Consider the following 21465-nt stretch of genomic DNA (forward strand, 5'->3'; position numbering starts at 1 on the left):
TAGCGGGTCATTCTACTCATGATCGCGATGAATACCAAACCACTGATGATACCACCGTGACATTATGTGTTGTCTATAACCTGCTAATTTAATGTGATCACGATAGAAATAACCGGTAATCTGGCCGGAAACCGCAGTGCTATGCCATTGAATTTCAGCATTTTTATAACGTTCCTGTACTTTCACTGAAGGCAACTTCCACGGGCTATAACGGGCAACCGAAGTTAATGCATATTTAGGCATGACTGTGCGTATAAATACCGCTGTGGACGAAGTATTGCTCCCATGATGAGGAACTTGCAATATTGTTGCATTCAGCTGTTCTCGCTCAAGACTGACTAAGCGGTATTCACTCTGTTTTTCCAAATCACCTGTTAATAATAGACTGTGTTTACCATCATCAATGCGGATCACACAAGATTGATTATTACCGACAACCGCTGTTTTTTCTTGCGGCCAGATGACCCGAAACGTTAATTCCTGCCAGGTCCATTGCTCACCACGAATACAAGGCAAATGTGATTGCTCGATCAAAGAACTCCTGATTTGAATATCAGGATATTTTCCTCTCAGATACTCCACTCCACCTGTATGATCCAAATGATCGTGGCTGAGAATAATCTGTTCTGGTGTCAAACGATGCCAACGCAAATAAGGTGCAATGACTTTTTCTGCCATACTCCCCGTTTCCCAACGGTTTCCTGTATCAAAAATGATTGCCTTTCCTCCCTTATCAATGACCACTGCCAAACCATGTCCAACATCCAGCATCGAAAAACGCCATTGGTATTCATCATCGCGTTTTAAATAACAGACAATAATTCCAATCGCGACACCTAACAGCCATTTATAAGACTTCCACCAGCCCAAACGCCAAAAAATGACAAAAAACCACCCCACAAGCGTTATAAAGATAGGGAAATGCCCTGTTTCAAACCATGAATGTGTTAAAACCTGCAAAGGCGCCAAAGCGAGTACAATACTGTAATCAACCAACTGCCACAAAATTGGCTGAATAACAGGAAGAAAGAAACAGGATAACGCCAACATCACCAGAGGCACAGACAAGAAAGAGACTATCGGTACAGCCCATAAGTTAGCAACCAATGATGCAATATTCAGCCCCTGAAACAACAAAAGCTGCAACGGCAACAACATTAGCATCATTCCCAATTGCATATGCAGCCCACGTAGCCAACCCCACCGCCAGCCATAACGGATACCCTCGGGTAAGGGCATCCAGTGAAACCAGAATAACAACGCCATCACCGCAGTAAATGAGAGCCAAAAGCTGTCAGAAAGGATTGCCAGCGGATCAAACAGTAAAATCAGGGCAGCACTCCATAAAGCCCACTGCCATGAAAAACAAAACCGGTTTCTACACCGTAGATAAATCCAAAGTGTTAATCCTAATATTGCCCGAACAGCCGGAATCCCCCAGCCTGACAGCCAAGCATATAACACCGCGGTCAACCAACCCATGAGGAGCGGGAAACGAAAACTCACCCACCTTGCCGGAAAGAAAAACTGAATGCCCCTGGCAAGGCTCCAGCCGAATAAACTGGCCATTGCGATATGTAACCCTGAAATCGCCATAAGATGCGCAATGCCCGTTTGCTGCAACAGCAGTCTGGTTTGTTGATCCAGCCACTTCCTTTCACCAAAGGTCAGAGCCAGAGCGATACCTGCATGTTTCAATGGTTGGATTTCTGGCACCAGTTTATTTATCAGATCTTGCCTAAAACTGCACTGACCATTCAGTAACCTCGCCTTAGTTATTTTGCCATTAAGTGGCTGACGAATAGAAAGTGCATATCTCTGGCTATCATAGCTTCCATGGTTCAATTGAGCATGAACCGGCCTGAGTTTCATTGTGACCTGCCATATCTGGCCAGCACACAGCGATTCAGGAGAATTCCATAGTACCGATGCAAATAAAGCAGGGAAAATATATTTTCCATCACTTTCAATTAATCGGATCCGATAACGTTCTTTTTCTTCCGCATTATTCTTCTCAGCACCTAAAGATACGCTCTCAATCATGACCGTTGCAGAACGGGAGGTTTCGCTGAAATAAGTGATTTGGTTCAATATCAGATGACCATGCCAACACCCAAAAATAAATGCCCATAGCATCAGCGAAGTTATTCGAGCGGATTTACAGGGAACAAACCATAAACAAAATGCCAGCCCAATCAGGAAATAAATTTCCCTCTGCTGAGGTAATTCAGCAAGCAATAATAAGGGGATCATTCCCAGAATAATTGCTATAGCAGCCTGATTCAGACTGATAATAAACAGCTGCTTTCGCCAAATGGAGAGAATACAAGTAAAGGGGAAAAAAATGATAGGCCACATCCGGTTACGCCTCTGCGCTGATATTCCATTCAGACAGACAAGCCTATTCCATTATTTATGCTGCGACCAGACAGATAAGTACTAATATAGAATCACTTCGCAAATTAGTTCGTCGGTCAAGAAAAGACGACAAAATAATGCGAAAATAATCACAAAAAAACGGCACCCTAAGGTGCCGTTAGCAATTAAGTAATAACTTCTATCTTAGCTGTCGCTATAGATATTCACGCGATCGCGTAACTCTTTACCTGGTTTAAAGTGAGGAACGTACTTACCTTCCAATTCAACTTTATCGCCAGTTTTGGGGTTACGACCCACACGCGGAGCCCGGTAGTGAAGAGAAAAGCTGCCGAATCCACGAACTTCAATTCGTTCACCTGCGGCCAATGTTTCTGCCATATGATCAAGCATTTCTTTCACTGCATCTTCAACGGCTTTAGCGGGCATGTGAGATTGTTGCTCAGTAAGTCTTTCGATTAATTCAGACTTGGTCATAATACCTCCCTAAACTACCGTATCGGGTAATACCACCGTTTCCGAGGTATCACCCAATGTTATTGACTTAGATTATTCGCCTTTAGCTGCTTTGAAAGCTTCAGCCATTGCGTTGTTAGCAAAGCTCGTATCTTCTTGTTTGTTCACAGAAGCGATAGCGTCTTTTTCATCAGCTTCGTCTTTCGCACGAACAGACAGGTTGACTATGCGATTTTTGCGATCAACACCAACATATTTAGCTTCAACTTCATCGCCAACGTTCAGAACTTGAGTTGCATCTTCAATGCGGTCACGAGAAGCTTCTGATGCACGCAGGTAACCTTCAACGCCGTCAGCTAATTCAACTGTAGCACCTTTTGCGTCAACTGCAGTCACTTTACCATTAACAATCGTACCTTTCTTATTTACAGACAGGTAATTGTTGAATGGGTCTTCTGCCAGTTGCTTGATGCCCAGAGAGATACGCTCACGCTCTGCATCAACCTGCAGAACTACAGCAGCAATTTCGTCGCCTTTCTTGTATTCACGAACTGCTTCTTCGCCTGCAACGTTCCAGGAGATGTCAGACAGGTGAACCAGGCCGTCGATGCCGCCGTCCAGACCGATGAAGATACCGAAGTCAGTGATTGACTTGATTTTACCTTCAACGCGGTCGTTTTTGTTGTGAGTTTCAGCAAATTGCTGCCAAGGATTAGATTTACACTGTTTCAGACCCAGGGAGATACGACGACGTTCTTCATCGATATCCAGAACCATAACTTCCACAACGTCACCAACGTTAACAACTTTGGATGGGTGGATGTTTTTGTTAGTCCAATCCATTTCTGAAACGTGTACCAGACCTTCAACACCTTCTTCGATTTCAACGAAGCAGCCGTAGTCAGTCAGGTTAGTTACGCGACCAGTCAGTCTAGTACTTTCTGGGTAACGCTTAGCGATTGCTACCCATGGATCTTCACCCAGTTGTTTCAGACCCAGAGATACGCGAGTACGCTCACGGTCGAATTTCAGTACTTTAACTGTGATTTCATCGCCCACATTGACGATTTCGCTTGGGTGTTTAACACGTTTCCAAGCCATATCAGTAATGTGCAGCAAGCCATCAACGCCGCCCAGATCAACGAATGCACCGTAGTCAGTCAGGTTCTTAACGATACCTTTAACTTCCATGCCTTCTTGCAGATTTTCCAACAGCTGATCACGCTCTGCGCTGTTTTCAGATTCGATAACGGCACGACGGGAAACAACTACGTTGTTGCGTTTCTGATCCAGCTTGATGACTTTGAACTCAAGCTCTTTGCCTTCAAGGTGAGCAGTATCACGAACTGGGCGAACGTCAACCAGTGAACCTGGCAGGAATGCACGGATACCGTTCAGTTCTACAGTGAAGCCACCTTTGACTTTACCGTTGATAACACCGGTAACAGTTTCAGCTTCTTCGTATGCTTTTTCCAGCATCAGCCATGCTTCATGACGTTTTGCTTTTTCACGGGACAGGATAGTTTCACCGAAACCATCTTCTACCGCATCCAGAGCAACGTCGATTTCATCGCCAACTTGGATTTCCAGCTCACCCTGAGCATTTTTGAATTGTTCTACAGGAATTGCAGATTCTGATTTCAGACCTGCATCAACCAATACAACGTCTTTATCGATAGAAACGACGACACCACGAACAATGGCACCTGGACGAGTTTCGATAACCTGTAGGGATTCTTCAAAGAGTTGAGCAAAAGATTCTGTCATGTTAATGATCTTCAAGGTTTTAAATTAACGTCCATCTAGCATCCGGCCGAATGGGGTTGTTTTACATGCCTCGCAACTATTCCCTGTTACAAGGTGCTTTGGTATGCCAGCATATTTGACTGCCCACATACCAGGATTCTATATACATCTTCTTGGTGCACTGTTGCAAGAGTGCAACATGCGAAAACAACAATTACGCAGGCAGTGCCAGCGCGTTTTTCGCATAAGTCAGGGCCTTATCAATCACTTCTTCGATAGACATGCTGGTCGAATCCAAGAGCAATGCATCATGTGCAGGCACTAACGGCGCAACGGCCCGATTACGGTCACGGAAATCCCGCTCCTGTATCTCGGACAAAAGGCGGTCAAAGTTAACACTAAAACCCTTCTCCTGCAACTGTAACATGCGCCTGCGGGCGCGTTCTTCCGCGCTGGCATCGAGAAAAATTTTCACTGGCGCATCAGGAAATACCACCGTCCCCATATCACGCCCATCAGCGATCAACCCCGGTGCGATACGAAAAGCCCGCTGCCGACGAAGCAGTGCTTCACGGACACGAGGAAATGTTGCCGCCTGTGAAGCCGTATTGCCAACGGCTTCAGTACGGATTTCATTGCTGACATCTTCGCCTTCCAGGATGACCCTGAGTTTGCCATTGGCAGGCATAAAACGAACATCTAAATTTGCAGCCAGAGGAACCAGTGAGTCTTCGGATTGGATATCCACCTGATGGTGAATGGCTGCCAGTGCTAATACACGATAAATGGCACCTGAATCAAGTAATTGCCAACCCAGTGCTTCAGCCAGTGCCTGACAGAGTGTTCCTTTGCCAGCACCACTTGGCCCATCAACGGTTATTACTGAGGCTATCGCCACCATTATTTTCCTCCTTTTCGCATAGCGCTTTCCGCACAACAAACGGGTCATCTACCGATTGCAGAAAACTGCTCAATTAATGAACAGTAAAATATCTCTTATTATACGCACTCCGCAGATGAGTGGAATAAGCACATCATGATTACCTGACGATTTTCACCATGAGTAAACCATTGAAATGGATTCAATCCCTGATTACATTATGTATTGACTCAGTTTTTCAAGCTGATTGAAATAATCTGGGAATGTTTTAGCCGTACAGCCTGGATCAAGGATCGTCACTGGTGTATCCGAAAGTGCAACCAGCGAGAAACACATCGCCATTCGATGATCATTATAGGTTTCAATTTCAGCATGATTGAGCTTTTGTGGCGGAACGATACGAATGTAATCATGCCCTTCTTCCACCTCAGCCCCAATCTTGCGTAATTCAGTCGCCATTGCATTGAGACGATCCGTTTCCTTTACCCGCCAGTTATAAATATTGCGAATGACAGTTTCACCCAGAGCAAACAGCGCTGTTGTCGCAATAGTCATAGCGGCATCAGGAATAGCGTTCATGTCCATATCGACACCCATCAATGTGCCACGTTCACATTCCACAAAATCATTACCCCAACGAATCGTCGCTCCCATCTTTTCCAGCACATCAGCAAATTTTGTATCGCCTTGCAGGCTATTCTTACCGATGCCTGTCACGCGAACCGTGCCACCTTTTATCGCAGCGGCTGCCAGAAAATAAGAAGCAGACGAAGCATCCCCTTCCACCAGATAATGCCCCGGTGATTGGTATTGCTGCTGCCCTTTAACATGAAAAATTTGATATTGGTGATTTTCTACCGTCACACCGAAACTTTTCATCAGCGCCAGAGTAATATCAATATAAGGTTTAGAAACCAGATCACCCTGAATATGAATTTCTGTATCATTCGCCGCCAATGGTGCGGCCATCAGCAAAGCTGTCAGAAATTGGCTGGAAACACTGCCATCAACGACAACTTTTCCCCCCGAAAACCCACCTTTGATATGCAGTGGCGGATAATTTTCCTGTTCAAGATAATCAATTTTTGCTCCGCCTTGACGCAATGCATCCACCAAGTGACCAATTGGACGCTCTTTCATCCGAGGTTCCCCTGTCAGCACTACATTGTTACTGTCTCCCAGACACAATGCCGCAGCCAACGGACGCATGGCCGTTCCTGCATTGCCCAAAAACAGCTCCAGCGCACCTTTTCCTGTGAGAGTTCCCCCAATACCATCAACTTCACAGCAAGTACGATCGTCTGACAGACGGTAGGGAATTTCGAGTGCTGTCAGAGCATTAAGCATATGGCGGATATCATCACTGTCCAACAAATTGGTCAGGCGAGTTGTTCCCTTAGCGAAGGCTGCGAGCAGCAACGCACGGTTGGAAACACTTTTGGAGCCGGGCAGGTTAATAGTTCCATTGATACAAGAAATAGGTTTTAACGTCAGGGATTGCATAAATCGCGGGATCTCCGGTTTTTAATACGTTGTATTTGTAATGTTCGGTTTAATTTTTTGGAATAATAAATGAGGAATATTCACATCGGGAGGTTTCATTCCTCCCGATGATAAGCGCATTATGCGTTACGGCGTTCAAAATCAGCCATAAACTCAACCAATGCCTGAACACCTTCATAAGACATGGCGTTATAAATGGAAGCTCGCGCACCACCAGCAACTTTATGCCCTTTCAAAGCGTGTAACCCATGTGCATAGGCTTCTTCCAGGAATTTACCATCCAGCATTGGGCTGGCCAGTTGGAATGGTATGTTCATGATGGAACGGTTCTGTGGTGCAACACGGTTGATATACAGATTACTGTTATCAATAGCACGATAGAGGAGTTCTGATTTCGCATGATTGCGTTTGCTGATTTCCTGTAAGCCCCCCTGCTCTTTCAGCCACTTGAATACCATGCCTGAGAGATACCAGGCAAATGTTGGCGGAGTATTGAACATAGAGTCTGATTTAGCCTGCACAGTGTAATCCAGAATTGACGGGGTATGTTGATGTGCTTTACCCAATAAGTCCTCACGGACAATCACCACTGTAATTCCCGCTGGCCCGATGTTCTTCTGAGCTCCCGCATAAATCATGCCGTAACGACTCACATCGATCGGAGCTGAAAGAATAGCTGAAGAGTAATCAGCAACCACAATCTTATCATCGCCAAAATCAGGCTCTTCAAAAATTGCAATACCTTCAATAGTTTCATTAGGGCAATAATGCACATAGGCGGCATCACTGCTCAACGCCCATTCATTCATTGGCTTCACGCTTCTGATGCCATCAACTTCTGTCGTAATATTTATGACGTTTGGTGTGCAATATTTTTCTGCTTCTTTCGCTGCACTCTCAGCCCAATAACCACTGACGATATAATCGGCTGTCGTTTTGTTACCAAGTAGATTCTGTGGCAAAGCCGAAAACTGACCACGGGCACCACCATGGCAGAACAGAACTTTGTAATTCTCAGGTATTGCTAATAAATCCCGAAGATCTTTTTCTGCTTCAGCCGCAACATCCATAAACTCTTTGCTACGGTGGCTGATCTCCATAACAGATGTTCCCAGACCATGCCAATTGCAAAGCTCTTGTTCTGCACGGCGTAATACTTCTGCTGGCAACATGGCTGGACCAGCGCTGAAATTATATACCTGACTCATTAACTTCACCCTATCAACGGATACAATAAAATCGGATGTATTGGTTTTATCATTCCCGCCCTGTCGCTGCAATGGTTATTAAAAGATTGTTGCAACCTATTGTATAACTGGTTGATAGACTGCGTTATTAATAATATGGATATAAAAAAACCAATAAAATAGCCAGAATGGTACCGCTTTCAAGCTACCTTAAGGATTAAAATACATTTAAATAACAAGCTAAATATATAAATTAAGATAAATAGATTACTTTTCATATAAGTATATTGGGTATTAAATTCACACTCTGTAGTTTTCAATTTTCATTTTATTTTATTTTAGAATAATTAGCTATTATCGCGCTCATATTTTTCCTAAAATATTATATATACTCAATAGGTTTCAAATTGCAGAGCGGGAGCAAGGTTAATATCAAAAATATATATCTTGATTCATAATCTGGATATTAATAATTAATTTTTTCGTATATTCCATCTGGTTAGTTGTATTTTATTGATTCTATTTGCGGCTATTTAATGACGTTCCGAGATATATATTAAATAGCCCAATCCAGACTTTCCATTATTTATGACCACACTGATGTAGATAAACAAAACATTGAACTGATTTGTAAAGTGGATGAACAATCGGCTTCGTCTCCTGCATGCTTTCTCGGGTTGTTGATTTTTTGTTCAAATACCCATAAAAAATAACATTGACATCATAAAGGTAAATGCGATTCTCTCTCGAAGTCACTAGGATTAATCCTAATTATCCAAAAAAATTACAAATTAGGATTTTTCCTATAGGTGATATTATAGACAGAGACAATCTGCCACTAATTTATCGAGGACATCATTATGATTCAAGAAGTTATGAATATTGCTACCAGTAGTTTCGCGGAAAGATTAACACACGTCACTGATAACAGCGTGATTGACATCTTTATACAAAAAGCCGTGGAATATCCTGAAAATAAAGCAATCATTACCGCAGAGCGAACTGTGAGTTATCGTGAACTGGCTCAGCAGGCACAATCTCTGGCAGTTTATTTACGCCAACAGGGAGTAAAATATGAATCCCCTGTTGCCATTTTGTTGGAGCCTGGGATTGAGCAAATCATTTGTCAAGTAGCCATCTTACTGGCTGGCGGGAGCTGCGTTCCACTCGACCCCGCCATGCCTGATGAGAGGCTAGGTTTTATGCTGCAGGATTTGCAAGTCAACCTGACATTGACAGATATCAAATCGCAAGAGCGCCCCCTGCCCACAAATTTCATCACTATGAATGAAAGTTTACTGAAACCGACGGATGCGGTTCACTTACTCGATATCCATAGTGGAAAAACGCATCGGACTCATATTTTATTCACATCAGGAACAACAGGAAAACCCAAAGCAGTTGAAATTGAAGCTCAGGGTATCCTCCGTTTCGTTGTTAATACAAATTATATTAATTTCGTAGCCACCGACAAAATAGCTTGCATTGCCAACCCCACATTTGATGCCTCTTTATTTGAAATCTGGGGCGCGTTATTAAATGGGGCTACAATAGTCATTATTCCCAGAAAAACAGTTATCGATCCTTATCTGTTTGAGGCCGCATTAAAACGATTTTCTGTTAACACCATGTTTATTACCACTACCTTATTTAACTTAGTTGCCAGTACGTGTCCTTGGGCATTCCGTGGTCTGCGTTATCTTCTGGTCGGTGGAGAAGCACTCAACCCTTATTCGCTGCGGCAGGTTTTACAATCCTCTCCTCCGCAACATCTGATAAACGGTTATGGACCGACTGAAAGCACCATTTTTGCTACAACCCATGAAATTACCCTGGACCAACTAACCGGAGAAAGTATACCTATTGGAAAACCCATTAATAATACGGAGGTTTACATTTTGGATGACCAGCAACAACTTGTTGCACCAAGCCAATTAGGTGGAATATACATTGGAGGAACTGGTTTAGCGCGGGGTTACTGGAACCGTCCGGAAATTAATGCGCAACGTTTTATTGTGGCGGATGTTAATAAGAATAATACATTAAGGAGAGTCTATAACACGGGAGATTTAGGCTGGCAACGTTCTGATGGCGTTTTTATGTATGCGGGACGGGCAGATAACCAGATAAAACTACGCGGACATCGCATTGAAATTGAAAAGATTGAAGCTCAGTTGCTGGAAAGTCAATTTTTGAAATCAGCGGCGGTATGTGTGATCAAAAAAGAAAACATAGAACCTTATCTGACCGGTTTTATTGTCCCTAAAGATCCAGACTCATTTTCAAAACAAGAATTAATTCAATGGATTAATACCCGCTTACCCAACTATATGCTGCCTCAGCTGGTCGTTATCGGGCATATACCAGTCACCCACAATGGTAAAATTGATAGAGCACGCTTACTGGAGGAATGTTTAGAAAATCAAGAACAACAATTATTACCCCAATCAAGTACACAAATGAGTGAAGAAGAGTCTGCCATCTTAAATATTTGGCAACAGGTTCTGGATTCCTATGATCTGACACTGGATAGTGATTTCTTCCAGTCCGGGGGCAGCTCGTTGCAGGCCGCCAGACTCGTCGTTGAAATCAGACGCAAAATGCAGCGCAGTTTATCAGTCCAGAATTTATACGATGCCCCTACACCGAGAAAACTCGTGGAAAGTCTCCAACAAAATCATCAGGAAGACATTGATATATGCACTGTTATGCTCAAGGACGGTGTGCTGCCATTAGATATTCAGCCCTTGTCTCAACCCCTCCAGCCGTGGCTTACCCCAAACACGGGGCGAGTATTATTAACCGGAGCCACTGGGTTTCTGGGCGCTTTTTTCCTGCGTGATCTGTTGTTACAACCCGAAATTAATCAGGTGACTTGTCTGGTACGTGCACATGATAATGATGCAGCGTTGCTTCGGGTCAAGAAAAACCTGAATCAATACGGGGTGTGGCAGGACGAATTTCTCCCCCGGTTGCAGGTTATTGCCGGCGATATTACTGAGCCTCTGCTCGCAATGGACCCACAGACTTATAAGCGCTTATCTGTAGAATGTGATGTCATTTTCCATTTGGCGGCACATGTCAATTATATTCAGCCTTATTCAGCCCATCGCGCCGGAAACGTTGTAGGGACGCTGAATCTATTACGCTTCGCGGTCAGCGAAAAAGTCAAATCTTTTCATTATGTCTCCACCATTGCGGTGTTTGGCCCTGCCGGACTGCTGTCGCCTATATCCACAATCTATGAAGATGACGACATCATGCCTTACTTAGACGCCATGAGATATGATTCAGGATATTCACAAAGCGAATGGGTTGTTGAACGGATAATATGGCAGGCCAGAGACAGAGGGATACCGCTTTCTGTATATCGTCCTGGTTTTATCATGGGTGACAGCCAGACAGGGGCAGGTAACCCCAACGATTCTATCGCCCGGTTACTCAAGGGATGTATAGAAATAGGTGCCTATCCCCTGTTAGTTAACCAGCGGAGAGAATTCGTTCCGGTAAATTATGTCAGTTCAGCCTTACTGAATATCTCTCGTGACAACAATCGATTAGGCAGAGCTTATCATCTGGTTACTCCTGACAATAAGCACTCTGTCGATTTTAATCAATTTTTTGAGTTACTCAATCAGTGTGGTTATCAGCTCAACGGGTTAGATTATTCTGAGTGGCTAGAGAAGTTGGAAGCAGATCCCGCACTGGTGGATAATCCATTAATGCCATTGATACCCATACTATCTGAAAAGATTTATGGGCAGCTTACCCGATGGGAGGTGTATGAAAATATGCCGGCGTATGATGCAAAAAATACAAATATAGCATTAAAGAGAATACATAAGTTATATGCACCAATGGACAGTCATCTGTTGGAACTCTACCTTTCTTATTGGAGACGTATAGGCTTTCTGTCATAAGACAAATAGTAATAATGTCGAAATAGTGAATCATTTTTAATTACCAAAAAATATAATTAAGTATTTATTCAGTAGCAAAGTTACAGAATTTTCTAAATATATAAAGTAACAAAAAATAAAATTCACTTTCGTATAATTTTATTTATCTTAATGATATTATTCTGCACACATATAAGTATTATCATATATTACATGGATGAATTAAAATGTTTTACATTGTTCTTTCTAATGTTTCCTATAAAAAGCCAGGTTAATGGAATATAAAACATCAGAATATATACAAGCAATGAATGATATGGACGCCTCCAAAAAACATAAGGAATTTTAAATAATTTTTGGGAAATAAATGACCTTTTATCAATCATTAAACTATTAAAAATATATTATAATCAGATGTTGAACTTAAATACAGAAAGACGCATTAAAGGCGTCTTTCTGCTTTTTTATATCCTTCATCTTTCAAATTACAGCTTCGTTGGCTACAAATTGAAATCTATTGGGTATAAATCAGGAATTAATATTGAGTAAACATTTCCTGAATTTTTGCTGGATCAGAAGTTTGAGTCAGAGCCAGTTGCAGAAGAACACGAGCTTTCTGTGGGTTCAAACGCTCTGATGCGACAAAACCATATTTGCTGTCGTTAACTTCAGCATTCTTGGTTGTATAACCAAAAGGAATACGGCTGGATCTGACAACAACCACACCATCTTTAGCGGCTTGAGCCAGGGTATCAAAAATGGATTTATAGATATTACCGTTACCTACCCCTGCGCTGACAATACCCTGATAGCCATTTTCCACGAATGCTTTTGCTGGCAATTCGGAAGCATTAGAGTAGTTATAAACAATACCCACTTTTGGCAGTTTATCCAGTTTGCTGACATCAAAAGCGGCTTTATGCGCTTTTTCTGGTGCAGCAGCAGAGTAGTAACTCACTTTGCCATTGTGAACAAAACCTTCTGCTCCGCTATTGATAGCCTGGAACGCCTGAACTTCAGTTGTGCTCAGTTTGCCAATATGACGACCGTGAATCACAGAATCATTCATAGCAAGCAAAACACCACGGTTTGCAGAGCTTTTATCTGCCGCTACAACTACAGCATTGTACAGGTTTAATGGGCCATCAGCACCCAGAGCTGTTGATGGGCGCATTGCACCAACCATCACGATTGGCTTCTGGCACTGAGTGGTCAAATCAAGGAAGTAAGCGGTTTCTTCCATAGTGTCAGTACCGTGGGTAACCACGAAACCATCGGTCTTATCACAATCTGCGTTGATTTTTTTTGCCAGAGTCAACCAAACCTGATCATTCATGTCTTGAGAACCGATGCTGACAACCTGCTCACCTTTCAGATCAGCGATGTTTTTAATCGCGGGTACAGCATTCAACAGTGAATCAATACCAACTTTACCCGCAGTATAGCTAGATTGAGTTGCTGACTCGCCACCACCGGCAATTGTGCCACCAGTTGCCAAAACGGTAATGTTTGGCAGAGCAAGCGCAGAACCACTAACTAACGTCAGAAAGCCGGCTATTGCTGTTTTTTTAGTCTTTTTCATGATTTAACCTCTTGTAAAAAAAGCCATTTTATTATGTAAACTGGAAATAAATAAACTCCAATTAACAATAATTTTTGGGAATTGATAGAGCAGACAAAAAAAACGCCGTATGATATGCGGCCGCCTTTAACAAAAATTGAAGTGAATAACGATGACGCAAACCTATATCCCAGGCAAAGACGCCGCGTTGGAAGATTCCATTAACCACTTCCAATCCAAGCTGACATCTCTTGGTTTTAATATCGAAGAAGCCTCATGGCTGAATCCCGTACCCAATGTCTGGTCGGTACATATCCGCGATCGCGACTGCCCACTGTGCTTTACCAATGGCAAAGGAGCCAGCAAAAAAGCAGCATTGGCCTCTGCATTAGGGGAATATTTTGAGCGTCTATCGACAAACTATTTTTTCGCTGATTTTTACCTTGGGAATGCCGTTGCTAACGGGGAATTTGTCCATTATCCAAACGAAAAATGGTTTCCATTGCCGGAAGATGGCTCTCTGCCAGAGGGCATTTTAGACGAGCGCCTTCACCATTTCTACAACCCTGACAACGAACTCTACGCCAGTCAATTGATTGATTTGCAATCCGGCAATGAAGAACGCGGGATCTGTGCCCTGCCTTTCACTCGCCAATCCGATAATCAAACCGTTTATATTCCGATGAATATTATCGGCAATCTGTATGTCTCAAACGGCATGTCCGCAGGCAATACCATGAACGAAGCGCGCGTTCAGGGATTATCAGAAGTGTTTGAGCGCTATGTAAAAAACCGCATTATTGCGGAGTGCATCAGCCTGCCTGAAATCCCAGAAAGCGTAATGAATCGCTATCCTGGCGTAGTTGAATCCGTCAATAAATTGCAGGCAGAAGGCTTCCCACTTTATTGCTACGATGCCTCGCTGGGCGGTCAATTCCCGGTAATTTGCGTTGTGCTGTTCAATCCGAATAATGGCACTTGCTTCGCCTCTTTTGGCGCTCATCCTGATTTTGGTGTTGCGTTGGAACGTACCGTAACCGAGCTTCTGCAAGGCCGCAGCTTGAAAGATCTGGATGTCTTCACACCACCAAGCTTCGACGATGAAGAAGTGTCTGAACATACCAATCTGGAAACTCACTTCATCGATTCAAGCGGTGCGATTAGCTGGGATCTGTTCAAACAGGATGCCGACTATACGTTTGCTGATTGGAGTTTCAAAGGCACGACAGAAGAAGAGTTTGCCACACTGATGGGGATCTTCAATACGCTGGGTGCTGAAGCTTATATTGCTGATTACGAGCATCTGGGCGTTTATGCCTGCCGTATTCTGGTACCTGGCATGTCAGATATTTATCCGGTTGAAGATTTGCACATCGCCAATAATACAATGGGAACTCATCTGCGTGATACTATTCTGGCGTTGCCAAATAGCCAGTGGCAGCCAGCAGAATATCTTGCTTTCCTTGAACAATTGGATGATGAAGGGCTGGATGATTTCACCCGCGTCCGTGAATTACTGGGGATCGCCGCAGGTAAAGACAACGGTTGGAGTAACCTGCGTATTGGTGAATTGAAATCCATGCTGGCATTGGCTGGCAACGATCTGGAACAGGCATTGATCTGGGTTGAGTGGACACAGGACTTCAATGCTTCGGTCTTCACCGCTGAACGAGCCAATTATTATCGCTGTTTGCAAACACTGCTGCTGCTGACCCAAGAAGAAGATCGTGACCCAAGCCAATACCATCAGGCTTTTGTCAAAATGTACGGTCAGGAAACAGTCGATGCTGCCTCCGCCGCCATTGACGGCAAAAACGGCTTTTACGGCCTATGGTCTATAGATTCAGAGCTAAAAACATTGCCAGCACATCAGGCATTACTTAATACTTATGAAAAACTGCAAAAAGCCAAACGCGAGTTTTGGTCAAATAAATAAATTGTTACATTAAAGTTTATTTATTATAAAAAGTAAAATTCAGGTTAAATTAAGTTTATTTTAAAATAACAAATAAATGACAATTTAACCTGTTATTTTATGTTTTTAATATTCTCAAAAATCTTTCATATAAAATATTTTTATAAATTTTAAAAAATATTTTTCCATTAAAAATCAATATATTAAAACACAATGGTCGCATTTAGACTCCCATAATTCCCCAGACTTTCTGCGTAACATGATCCATGTCAAATTCAGGTCAATGCCCGTTTGTTACTATCATTACGTGCTAAAATTAATTAAGGATAAAGAGAGTGTTAGTATGAAAACTGACAACCCTTTTAATTTATTTCCACCTGCTGTAATGGCACAAATCGCTGATGATAGTGGTGTATATAAAATTAATAAACATCCCGCAGTGACTTATTTATCGGCAATCATGGCAGGTGTGTTTATTTCCATTGCTTTTGTTTTTTATATTACAGCTACCACAGGAACATCTTCTATTCCTTATGGGTTGGCAAAATTAACTGGCGGGATTGGCTTTTCTCTTGGTTTAATGCTGGTGGTTATATTTGGTGCCGATCTTTTCACCTCCACAGTATTGACTATAGTTTCAAAAGCCACAGGCCGTATCACCTGGTCACAAATGCTCAAAAATTGGATTAACGTTTATATCGGTAATCTGATTGGCGCACTATTTTTTGTCATTTTAATGTGGCAATCAGGCCAATATGCAGTCGCTAATGGTTCTTGGGGGCTGAACGTATTACAGACTGCCGATCATAAAATGCACCATACCTTTATTGAAGCAGTATGTTTAGGCATTTTGGCCAATCTGATGGTATGCCTCGCGGTCTGGATGAGCTATGCCGGGCGCAGCCTGAGCGATAAATTGTTTGCCTTGATCCTGCCAGTTGCCATGTTTGTCGCCAGTGGCTTTGAACACAGTATCGCCAATATGTTTTTAATTCCGTTCGGGATCATTATCAAAAATTTTGCCCCAACGGAATTCTGGGCAAAAGTAGGAGCCACTCCCGAACAATTTCCTCAACTCACCGTTTCACACTTTATTACTGATAACCTGATCCCTGTAACGATAGGTAATATTATTGGCGGTGCGGTATTGGTTGGGTTGATTTATTGGTTCATGTATTTACGTGGCGGCCAAAAATATTAATTCGCCTCCACGTCAGGTTTCTTAAAAGTTCCACTGTTAAAAGGTAGAAATATCATGTCCGAGTTAAATGAAAAATTCTCTGTAGCATGGCAAGGCTTTAACGAGGGTAGCTGGAAAAATGAAGTCAACGTTCGTGACTTCATCCAGCAGAACTATACTCCGTATGAAGGTGATGAAACATTCCTTGCAGGCGCCACAAAAGCGACTGATATTTTGTGGGAAAAAGTCATGGAAGGTATCAAAATCGAAAACCGCACCCATGCGCCGGTTGATTTTGATACTGATGTTGCGTCTACAATTATTTCTCATGATGCGGGTTATATTGCCAAAGACCTAGAACAAATCGTAGGCCTGCAAACCGAAGCACCGCTGAAACGCGCCATTATTCCATTCGGTGGAATCAAAATGGTTGAGAGTTCCTGTCAAGCTTACAACCGTGAACTAGACCCAAAACTGAAACAAATTTTTACTGACTATCGCAAAACCCACAATCAGGGAGTATTCGATGTTTATACACCTGATATCCTGAAATGCCGTAAATCCGGTGTACTGACAGGTTTGCCTGATGCCTATGGCCGTGGCCGCATCATCGGTGACTACCGCCGCGTTGCTCTGTACGGTATCGACCTCCTGCGTGATGAAAAATATGCTCAATTCACCTCATTACAGGAAAAACTGGAAAACGGTGAAGATCTGGAAGCCACTATCCGTCTGCGTGAAGAAATCGCTGAACAGCACCGCGCTCTTAGTCAGATTAAAGAAATGGCGGCTAAATATGGCTGTGATATTTCCTACCCGGCGATCACAGCGAAAGAAGCCGTGCAATGGACTTACTTCGCTTATTTGGCAGCGGTTAAATCGCAAAATGGTGCAGCGATGTCTTTCGGTCGTGTGTCCAGCTTCCTGGATATCTACATCGAACGCGATCTGCAAGCAGGCAGACTGACAGAACAAGAAGCTCAAGAACTGATTGACCATCTGGTCATGAAACTGCGCATGGTTCGTTTTCTGCGTACTCCAGAATACGATGAGTTATTCTCTGGCGATCCCATCTGGGCAACGGAATCACTAGCAGGCATGAGCTTGGACGGCCGTACTCTCGTTACCAAAAACAGTTTCCGTTTCCTGAACACACTTTATACTATGGGGCCATCACCAGAGCCTAACATGACCATCCTGTGGTCTGAAAAACTACCAATCAACTTCAAAAAATTCGCAGCGAAAGTGTCTATCGATACCTCATCCCTGCAATATGAAAACGATGATCTGATGCGCCCTGATTTCAACAGCGATGACTATGCTATCGCATGTTGTGTCAGCCCAATGATTGTTGGTAAGCAAATGCAATTCTTCGGCGCCCGTGCCAATCTGGCAAAAACCATGCTGTACGCAATCAACGGCGGTGTGGACGAAAAAATGAAAATACAGGTTGGCCCGAAAGAAGAGCCAATGAGAGACGAAGTGCTGGATTATGACAAAGTCATGGCTCGCATGGATCATTTCATGGATTGGCTGGCAAAACAGTATGTCACTGCTTTAAATATCATCCACTATATGCATGACAGATACAGCTATGAAGCGGCACTGATGGCACTGCATGACCGTGATGTTTACCGTACCATGGCATGTGGTATCGCGGGTCTTTCCGTAGCGGCCGACTCACTGTCTGCAATCAAGTATGCGAAAGTTTCTCCAATCCGTGATGAAGATGGCTTGGCTACTGATTTCAATATTGAGGGCGAATATCCACAATTCGGTAATAACGATCCGCGTGTCGATGATATCGCCTGTGATCTGGTTGAACGCTTTATGAAGAAAATTCAAAAGTTACAAACCTATCGCAACGCAGTACCCACTCAGTCTGTACTGACCATTACTTCTAATGTGGTTTATGGTAAGAAAACCGGTAACACGCCTGATGGACGTCGTGCGGGTGCACCATTCGGCCCTGGTGCTAATCCAATGCACGGACGTGATCAAAAAGGTGCGGTTGCCTCACTAACTTCTGTCGCCAAACTGCCATTTGCCTATGCGAAAGATGGGGTTTCCTATACTTTCTCTATCGTGCCTAATGCACTGGGTAAAGACGATGAGGTACGCAAGGCAAATCTGGCTGGTCTGATGGATGGTTACTTCCATCATGAAGCAGATATCGAAGGAGGCCAGCATCTGAACGTCAACGTGATGAACCGTGAAATGCTACTGGATGCGATGGAAAACCCGGAGAAATATCCTCAATTGACTATTCGTGTATCTGGTTACGCCGTGCGGTTCAACTCGCTGACAAAAGAACAACAACGAGATGTCATCACACGTACATTTACCCAGACAATATGATTAAGAAAAATAGCATTGTCCAAAAATGTCATTATTTTCTATTGAAATAAAATGACATACACTAAAGGCCCCTTCACAATTGGGGCCTTTATTATCCTGTCAGTTTTTGGAGAAACGCCTTCATGTCTGTACTTGGTCACATCCACTCTTTTGAATCTTGCGGAACCGTTGATGGCCCAGGTATCCGTTTTATCGTGTTTTTCCAGGGTTGCCTGATGCGTTGCCTTTATTGCCATAACCGCGATACATGGAATACCCACGGTGGTACAACCGTCACTGTTGAAGAACTTATAAAAGAAGCGACAACTTATCGTCATTTTATGAATGCCTCCGGTGGTGGCGTTACCGCTTCTGGTGGAGAAGCTATTCTTCAGGCTGAGTTTGTCCGTGACTGGTTCAGAGCCTGTCATGCAGAAGGCATTCACACCTGTTTAGATACCAATGGCTTTGTTCGTCGTTATGATCTCATCATTGACGAGCTGCTGGACGATACCGATCTGGTTATGTTGGATTTAAAACAGCTTGATGATGAAATTCACCAAAAACTAATCGGGGTTTCCAATCATCGCACGCTCGAATTTGCCCACTATCTGGCAAAACGCAATCAAAAGACCTGGATTCGCTATGTCGTGGTTCCGGGGTGGTCAGACGATGATAAATCTGTCCATATGCTTGGTGAATTTACTCAGGATATGAATAATATTGAAAAAATTGAATTATTACCTTATCACGAACTTGGCAAACATAAATGGATTGCCATGGGTGAAGAATATAAATTAGAAGGAGTAAAGCCTCCTTCAAAAGCAATAATGGAACGAGTAAAAGAAATTTTAGTGAGTTATGGGCACCATGTAATCTATTAAATCCCCTTCCTACTTTCTTTATTTAATATAACCTGGCTCAACACTGAGTTGCAGCCAGATTTTTCTAAAAAATAACCAGATAGAAACCAATTAATTAATTTTTTATTAAATATAATAAAACACCATAATATCAGGCTGCCGACAGACTGGTATTATCTAAAATAGATAATGGAATTTAGGTATTTTCAGTCATGTTTTTAGTTACATAGACTAACTATAACCAATAATACATATAAATGACTATTCTATCATTCAAATATAGAATGAGATTTTCATTATCCATATGTTAAATAGGAATACATAAACTAAAACTTAGATTTACCCCGACAAAAACATTTTCATCTAAAAATATACAATATTTCATACCGAAACATAAGTGATTTGTTTTATTTTTAAATAAATCAATTGGTTATACATAATCAGCATAACCAAAAGAAATAAAAAATTCTGTATATTCTGCAAAACAGGCAAAATTAGTATATTAATCCCCCGATCAGAATCACAATTAATGCTTGTTGAACAGTAATTTTTATATGATAATTCATCAGTTTCTCTAACAAAATGTGTTAATGGGATAATTGTAGAGAAAATTAATTTGGCAATTATCGTTCAATAAGATAAATCGGAAAAAAATGAACAATCAAGATATCAATTTCAATTCTGGGGAAAAAAGCGTTTCCCTAACCAAAGAAAAGAACACATTCATTCCTGGTGGTCGAGCAGTAGGGGCTGGAGCAGCAATAGAATGGATTGGCAATGCATGGCAAATGGTTAAAGCAAACCCAATGATGTGGATACTGCTGACCTTCATCTATATGGTTATCATTGCAGGCTTGCAATTTATTCCATTCCTCAGTTTTTTTACTGCCTTACTTGGTTCTGTGTTTATTGCTGGTTTCATCGCTGCCGCTGAAAAACAGAGAACAACAGGTAACTTTGAGATAGAGTTACTCTTCCACGGTTTCAAAAATAAATTTGGTTCACTAGTTGCTGTTGGTGGGCTAGTCTTTGGTATATACCTGCTTGGTGTTATCGCTGCTGTCATTATTGGTGGTACAAGCATATATCAACTGATTTTAGCCAGCCAGTATGCCGATCCAGATCCAGCACTGTTACTAGGTAGCCTTTCTTCTATAATGCTGGCAATCCTTGTTTTAACTATCTTTAGCATGGTTGCTCTTGCATTTAGCTGGTTCGCACCTGCCCTGATTATCATTAATGATCTGAAATTCGGTGAAGCGGTGTCAATGAGCCTGAGTGCAGTGAAGAAAAACCTGTTCGGTGGCTTCCTGTTTTTCTTACTGGTGGGCATTCTGGTTGGTATTTCCATGATCCCATTCTTTTTAGGTCTGATTATTACTATACCCATCTATATGGCAACTTTTTATACGACTTATCGCAGTATTTTTTATACGGAAGAAGTGAAAGAACAGAAGTCTAGTTTAATCAGCTAATGAATTTTTAATAAGTATCGATAAGCAAAAAGGCGCTATTTCGGCGCTTTTTTTCTATCTTGTAACATTATTATCTATTTGAATAGA

At 42.4% G+C, this 21465-nt stretch carries 13 protein-coding genes; 6 read left to right on the top strand and 7 right to left on the bottom strand.

Going from position 1 to position 21465, the window contains the following annotated elements:
• Nucleotides 1-12 precede the first annotated feature (12 nt).
• From PSI22_RS08600 to serC, 6 genes are all read right to left on the bottom strand, one after another.
• Nucleotides 13-2358 carry a ComEC family protein gene (locus PSI22_RS08600; protein WP_273579388.1) on the bottom strand — a complete coding sequence of 782 codons (2346 nt, stop codon included), beginning with the start codon at nucleotides 2356-2358 and terminating at the stop codon, nucleotides 13-15.
• Nucleotides 2359-2562: 204 nt separating this feature from the next.
• On the bottom strand, nucleotides 2563-2853 hold the full coding sequence (gene ihfB / locus PSI22_RS08605) for an integration host factor subunit beta (RefSeq protein ID WP_012987387.1): 291 nt from the start codon (nucleotides 2851-2853) through the stop codon (nucleotides 2563-2565).
• 72 nt (nucleotides 2854-2925) lie between these two features.
• Nucleotides 2926-4599, bottom strand: a complete 1674-nt coding sequence (gene rpsA, locus PSI22_RS08610) for a 30S ribosomal protein S1 (protein WP_038180045.1) — start codon at nucleotides 4597-4599, stop codon at nucleotides 2926-2928.
• Nucleotides 4600-4792: 193 nt separating this feature from the next.
• Nucleotides 4793-5479 carry a (d)CMP kinase gene (gene cmk / locus PSI22_RS08615; protein WP_038180049.1) on the bottom strand — a complete coding sequence of 229 codons (687 nt, stop codon included), beginning with the start codon at nucleotides 5477-5479 and terminating at the stop codon, nucleotides 4793-4795.
• Nucleotides 5480-5671: 192 nt separating this feature from the next.
• Complete coding sequence (gene aroA / locus PSI22_RS08620; protein ID WP_273579389.1) at nucleotides 5672-6961, bottom strand: 3-phosphoshikimate 1-carboxyvinyltransferase; 1290 nt, start codon at nucleotides 6959-6961, stop codon at nucleotides 5672-5674.
• 119 nt (nucleotides 6962-7080) lie between these two features.
• On the bottom strand, nucleotides 7081-8169 hold the full coding sequence (gene serC / locus PSI22_RS08625) for a 3-phosphoserine/phosphohydroxythreonine transaminase (protein WP_273579390.1): 1089 nt from the start codon (nucleotides 8167-8169) through the stop codon (nucleotides 7081-7083).
• Between the two features lie 839 nt (nucleotides 8170-9008).
• Between serC and PSI22_RS08630 the strand changes: the two genes are divergently transcribed.
• Nucleotides 9009-12068, top strand: coding sequence for a non-ribosomal peptide synthetase (locus PSI22_RS08630; protein ID WP_273579391.1), 3060 nt, complete (start codon nucleotides 9009-9011; stop codon nucleotides 12066-12068).
• 514 nt (nucleotides 12069-12582) lie between these two features.
• Here PSI22_RS08630 and ansB read toward each other — a convergent pair.
• Nucleotides 12583-13629 (bottom strand): L-asparaginase 2, encoded by a 1047-nt coding sequence (gene ansB, locus PSI22_RS08635; protein WP_254851855.1) that lies wholly within the window; start codon nucleotides 13627-13629, stop codon nucleotides 12583-12585.
• A 151-nt stretch (nucleotides 13630-13780) separates the two neighbouring features.
• On the opposite strand from ansB, the gene ycaO reads away from it, so the two are divergent.
• From ycaO to PSI22_RS08660, 5 genes are all read left to right on the top strand, one after another.
• Entirely contained in the window at nucleotides 13781-15544 is a 1764-nt protein-coding gene (ycaO, locus tag PSI22_RS08640) for a 30S ribosomal protein S12 methylthiotransferase accessory factor YcaO (RefSeq protein ID WP_273579392.1), read from the top strand.
• Nucleotides 15545-15866: 322 nt separating this feature from the next.
• A complete protein-coding gene (gene focA / locus PSI22_RS08645) occupies nucleotides 15867-16724 on the top strand; it encodes a formate transporter FocA (RefSeq protein WP_273579393.1) in 858 nt (285 codons plus the stop codon).
• Between the two features lie 54 nt (nucleotides 16725-16778).
• Nucleotides 16779-19061, top strand: a complete 2283-nt coding sequence (pflB, locus tag PSI22_RS08650; protein WP_273579394.1) for a formate C-acetyltransferase — start codon at nucleotides 16779-16781, stop codon at nucleotides 19059-19061.
• A 122-nt stretch (nucleotides 19062-19183) separates the two neighbouring features.
• Complete coding sequence (gene pflA / locus PSI22_RS08655; RefSeq protein WP_273579395.1) at nucleotides 19184-19924, top strand: pyruvate formate lyase 1-activating protein; 741 nt, start codon at nucleotides 19184-19186, stop codon at nucleotides 19922-19924.
• A 632-nt stretch (nucleotides 19925-20556) separates the two neighbouring features.
• The gene (locus PSI22_RS08660) at nucleotides 20557-21378 is read left to right on the top strand and encodes a BPSS1780 family membrane protein (RefSeq protein WP_273579396.1); all 822 of its coding nucleotides are present in this window, start codon (nucleotides 20557-20559) and stop codon (nucleotides 21376-21378) included.
• Nucleotides 21379-21465 lie beyond the last annotated feature (87 nt).

Origin of the sequence: Xenorhabdus aichiensis (assembly GCF_028598775.1) — a bacterium.
GTDB lineage: Bacteria > Pseudomonadota > Gammaproteobacteria > Enterobacterales > Enterobacteriaceae > Xenorhabdus > Xenorhabdus bovienii.

What these genes read in the sequence shown, in the direction of transcription:
- ansB (WP_254851855.1), bottom strand. Translation starts at nt 13,629, where the DNA reads ATGAAAAAGACTAAAAAAACAGCAATAGCCGGCTTTCTGACGTTAGTT.
- pflB (WP_273579394.1), top strand. Translation starts at nt 16,779, where the DNA reads ATGTCCGAGTTAAATGAAAAATTCTCTGTAGCATGGCAAGGCTTTAAC.
- PSI22_RS08600 (WP_273579388.1), bottom strand. Translation starts at nt 2,358, where the DNA reads ATGTGGCCTATCATTTTTTTCCCCTTTACTTGTATTCTCTCCATTTGG.
- pflA (WP_273579395.1), top strand. Translation starts at nt 19,184, where the DNA reads ATGTCTGTACTTGGTCACATCCACTCTTTTGAATCTTGCGGAACCGTT.
- ycaO (WP_273579392.1), top strand. Translation starts at nt 13,781, where the DNA reads ATGACGCAAACCTATATCCCAGGCAAAGACGCCGCGTTGGAAGATTCC.
- ihfB (WP_012987387.1), bottom strand. Translation starts at nt 2,853, where the DNA reads ATGACCAAGTCTGAATTAATCGAAAGACTTACTGAGCAACAATCTCAC.
- aroA (WP_273579389.1), bottom strand. Translation starts at nt 6,961, where the DNA reads ATGCAATCCCTGACGTTAAAACCTATTTCTTGTATCAATGGAACTATT.
- cmk (WP_038180049.1), bottom strand. Translation starts at nt 5,479, where the DNA reads ATGGTGGCGATAGCCTCAGTAATAACCGTTGATGGGCCAAGTGGTGCT.
- PSI22_RS08630 (WP_273579391.1), top strand. Translation starts at nt 9,009, where the DNA reads ATGATTCAAGAAGTTATGAATATTGCTACCAGTAGTTTCGCGGAAAGA.
- focA (WP_273579393.1), top strand. Translation starts at nt 15,867, where the DNA reads ATGAAAACTGACAACCCTTTTAATTTATTTCCACCTGCTGTAATGGCA.
- PSI22_RS08660 (WP_273579396.1), top strand. Translation starts at nt 20,557, where the DNA reads ATGAACAATCAAGATATCAATTTCAATTCTGGGGAAAAAAGCGTTTCC.
- serC (WP_273579390.1), bottom strand. Translation starts at nt 8,169, where the DNA reads ATGAGTCAGGTATATAATTTCAGCGCTGGTCCAGCCATGTTGCCAGCA.
- rpsA (WP_038180045.1), bottom strand. Translation starts at nt 4,599, where the DNA reads ATGACAGAATCTTTTGCTCAACTCTTTGAAGAATCCCTACAGGTTATC.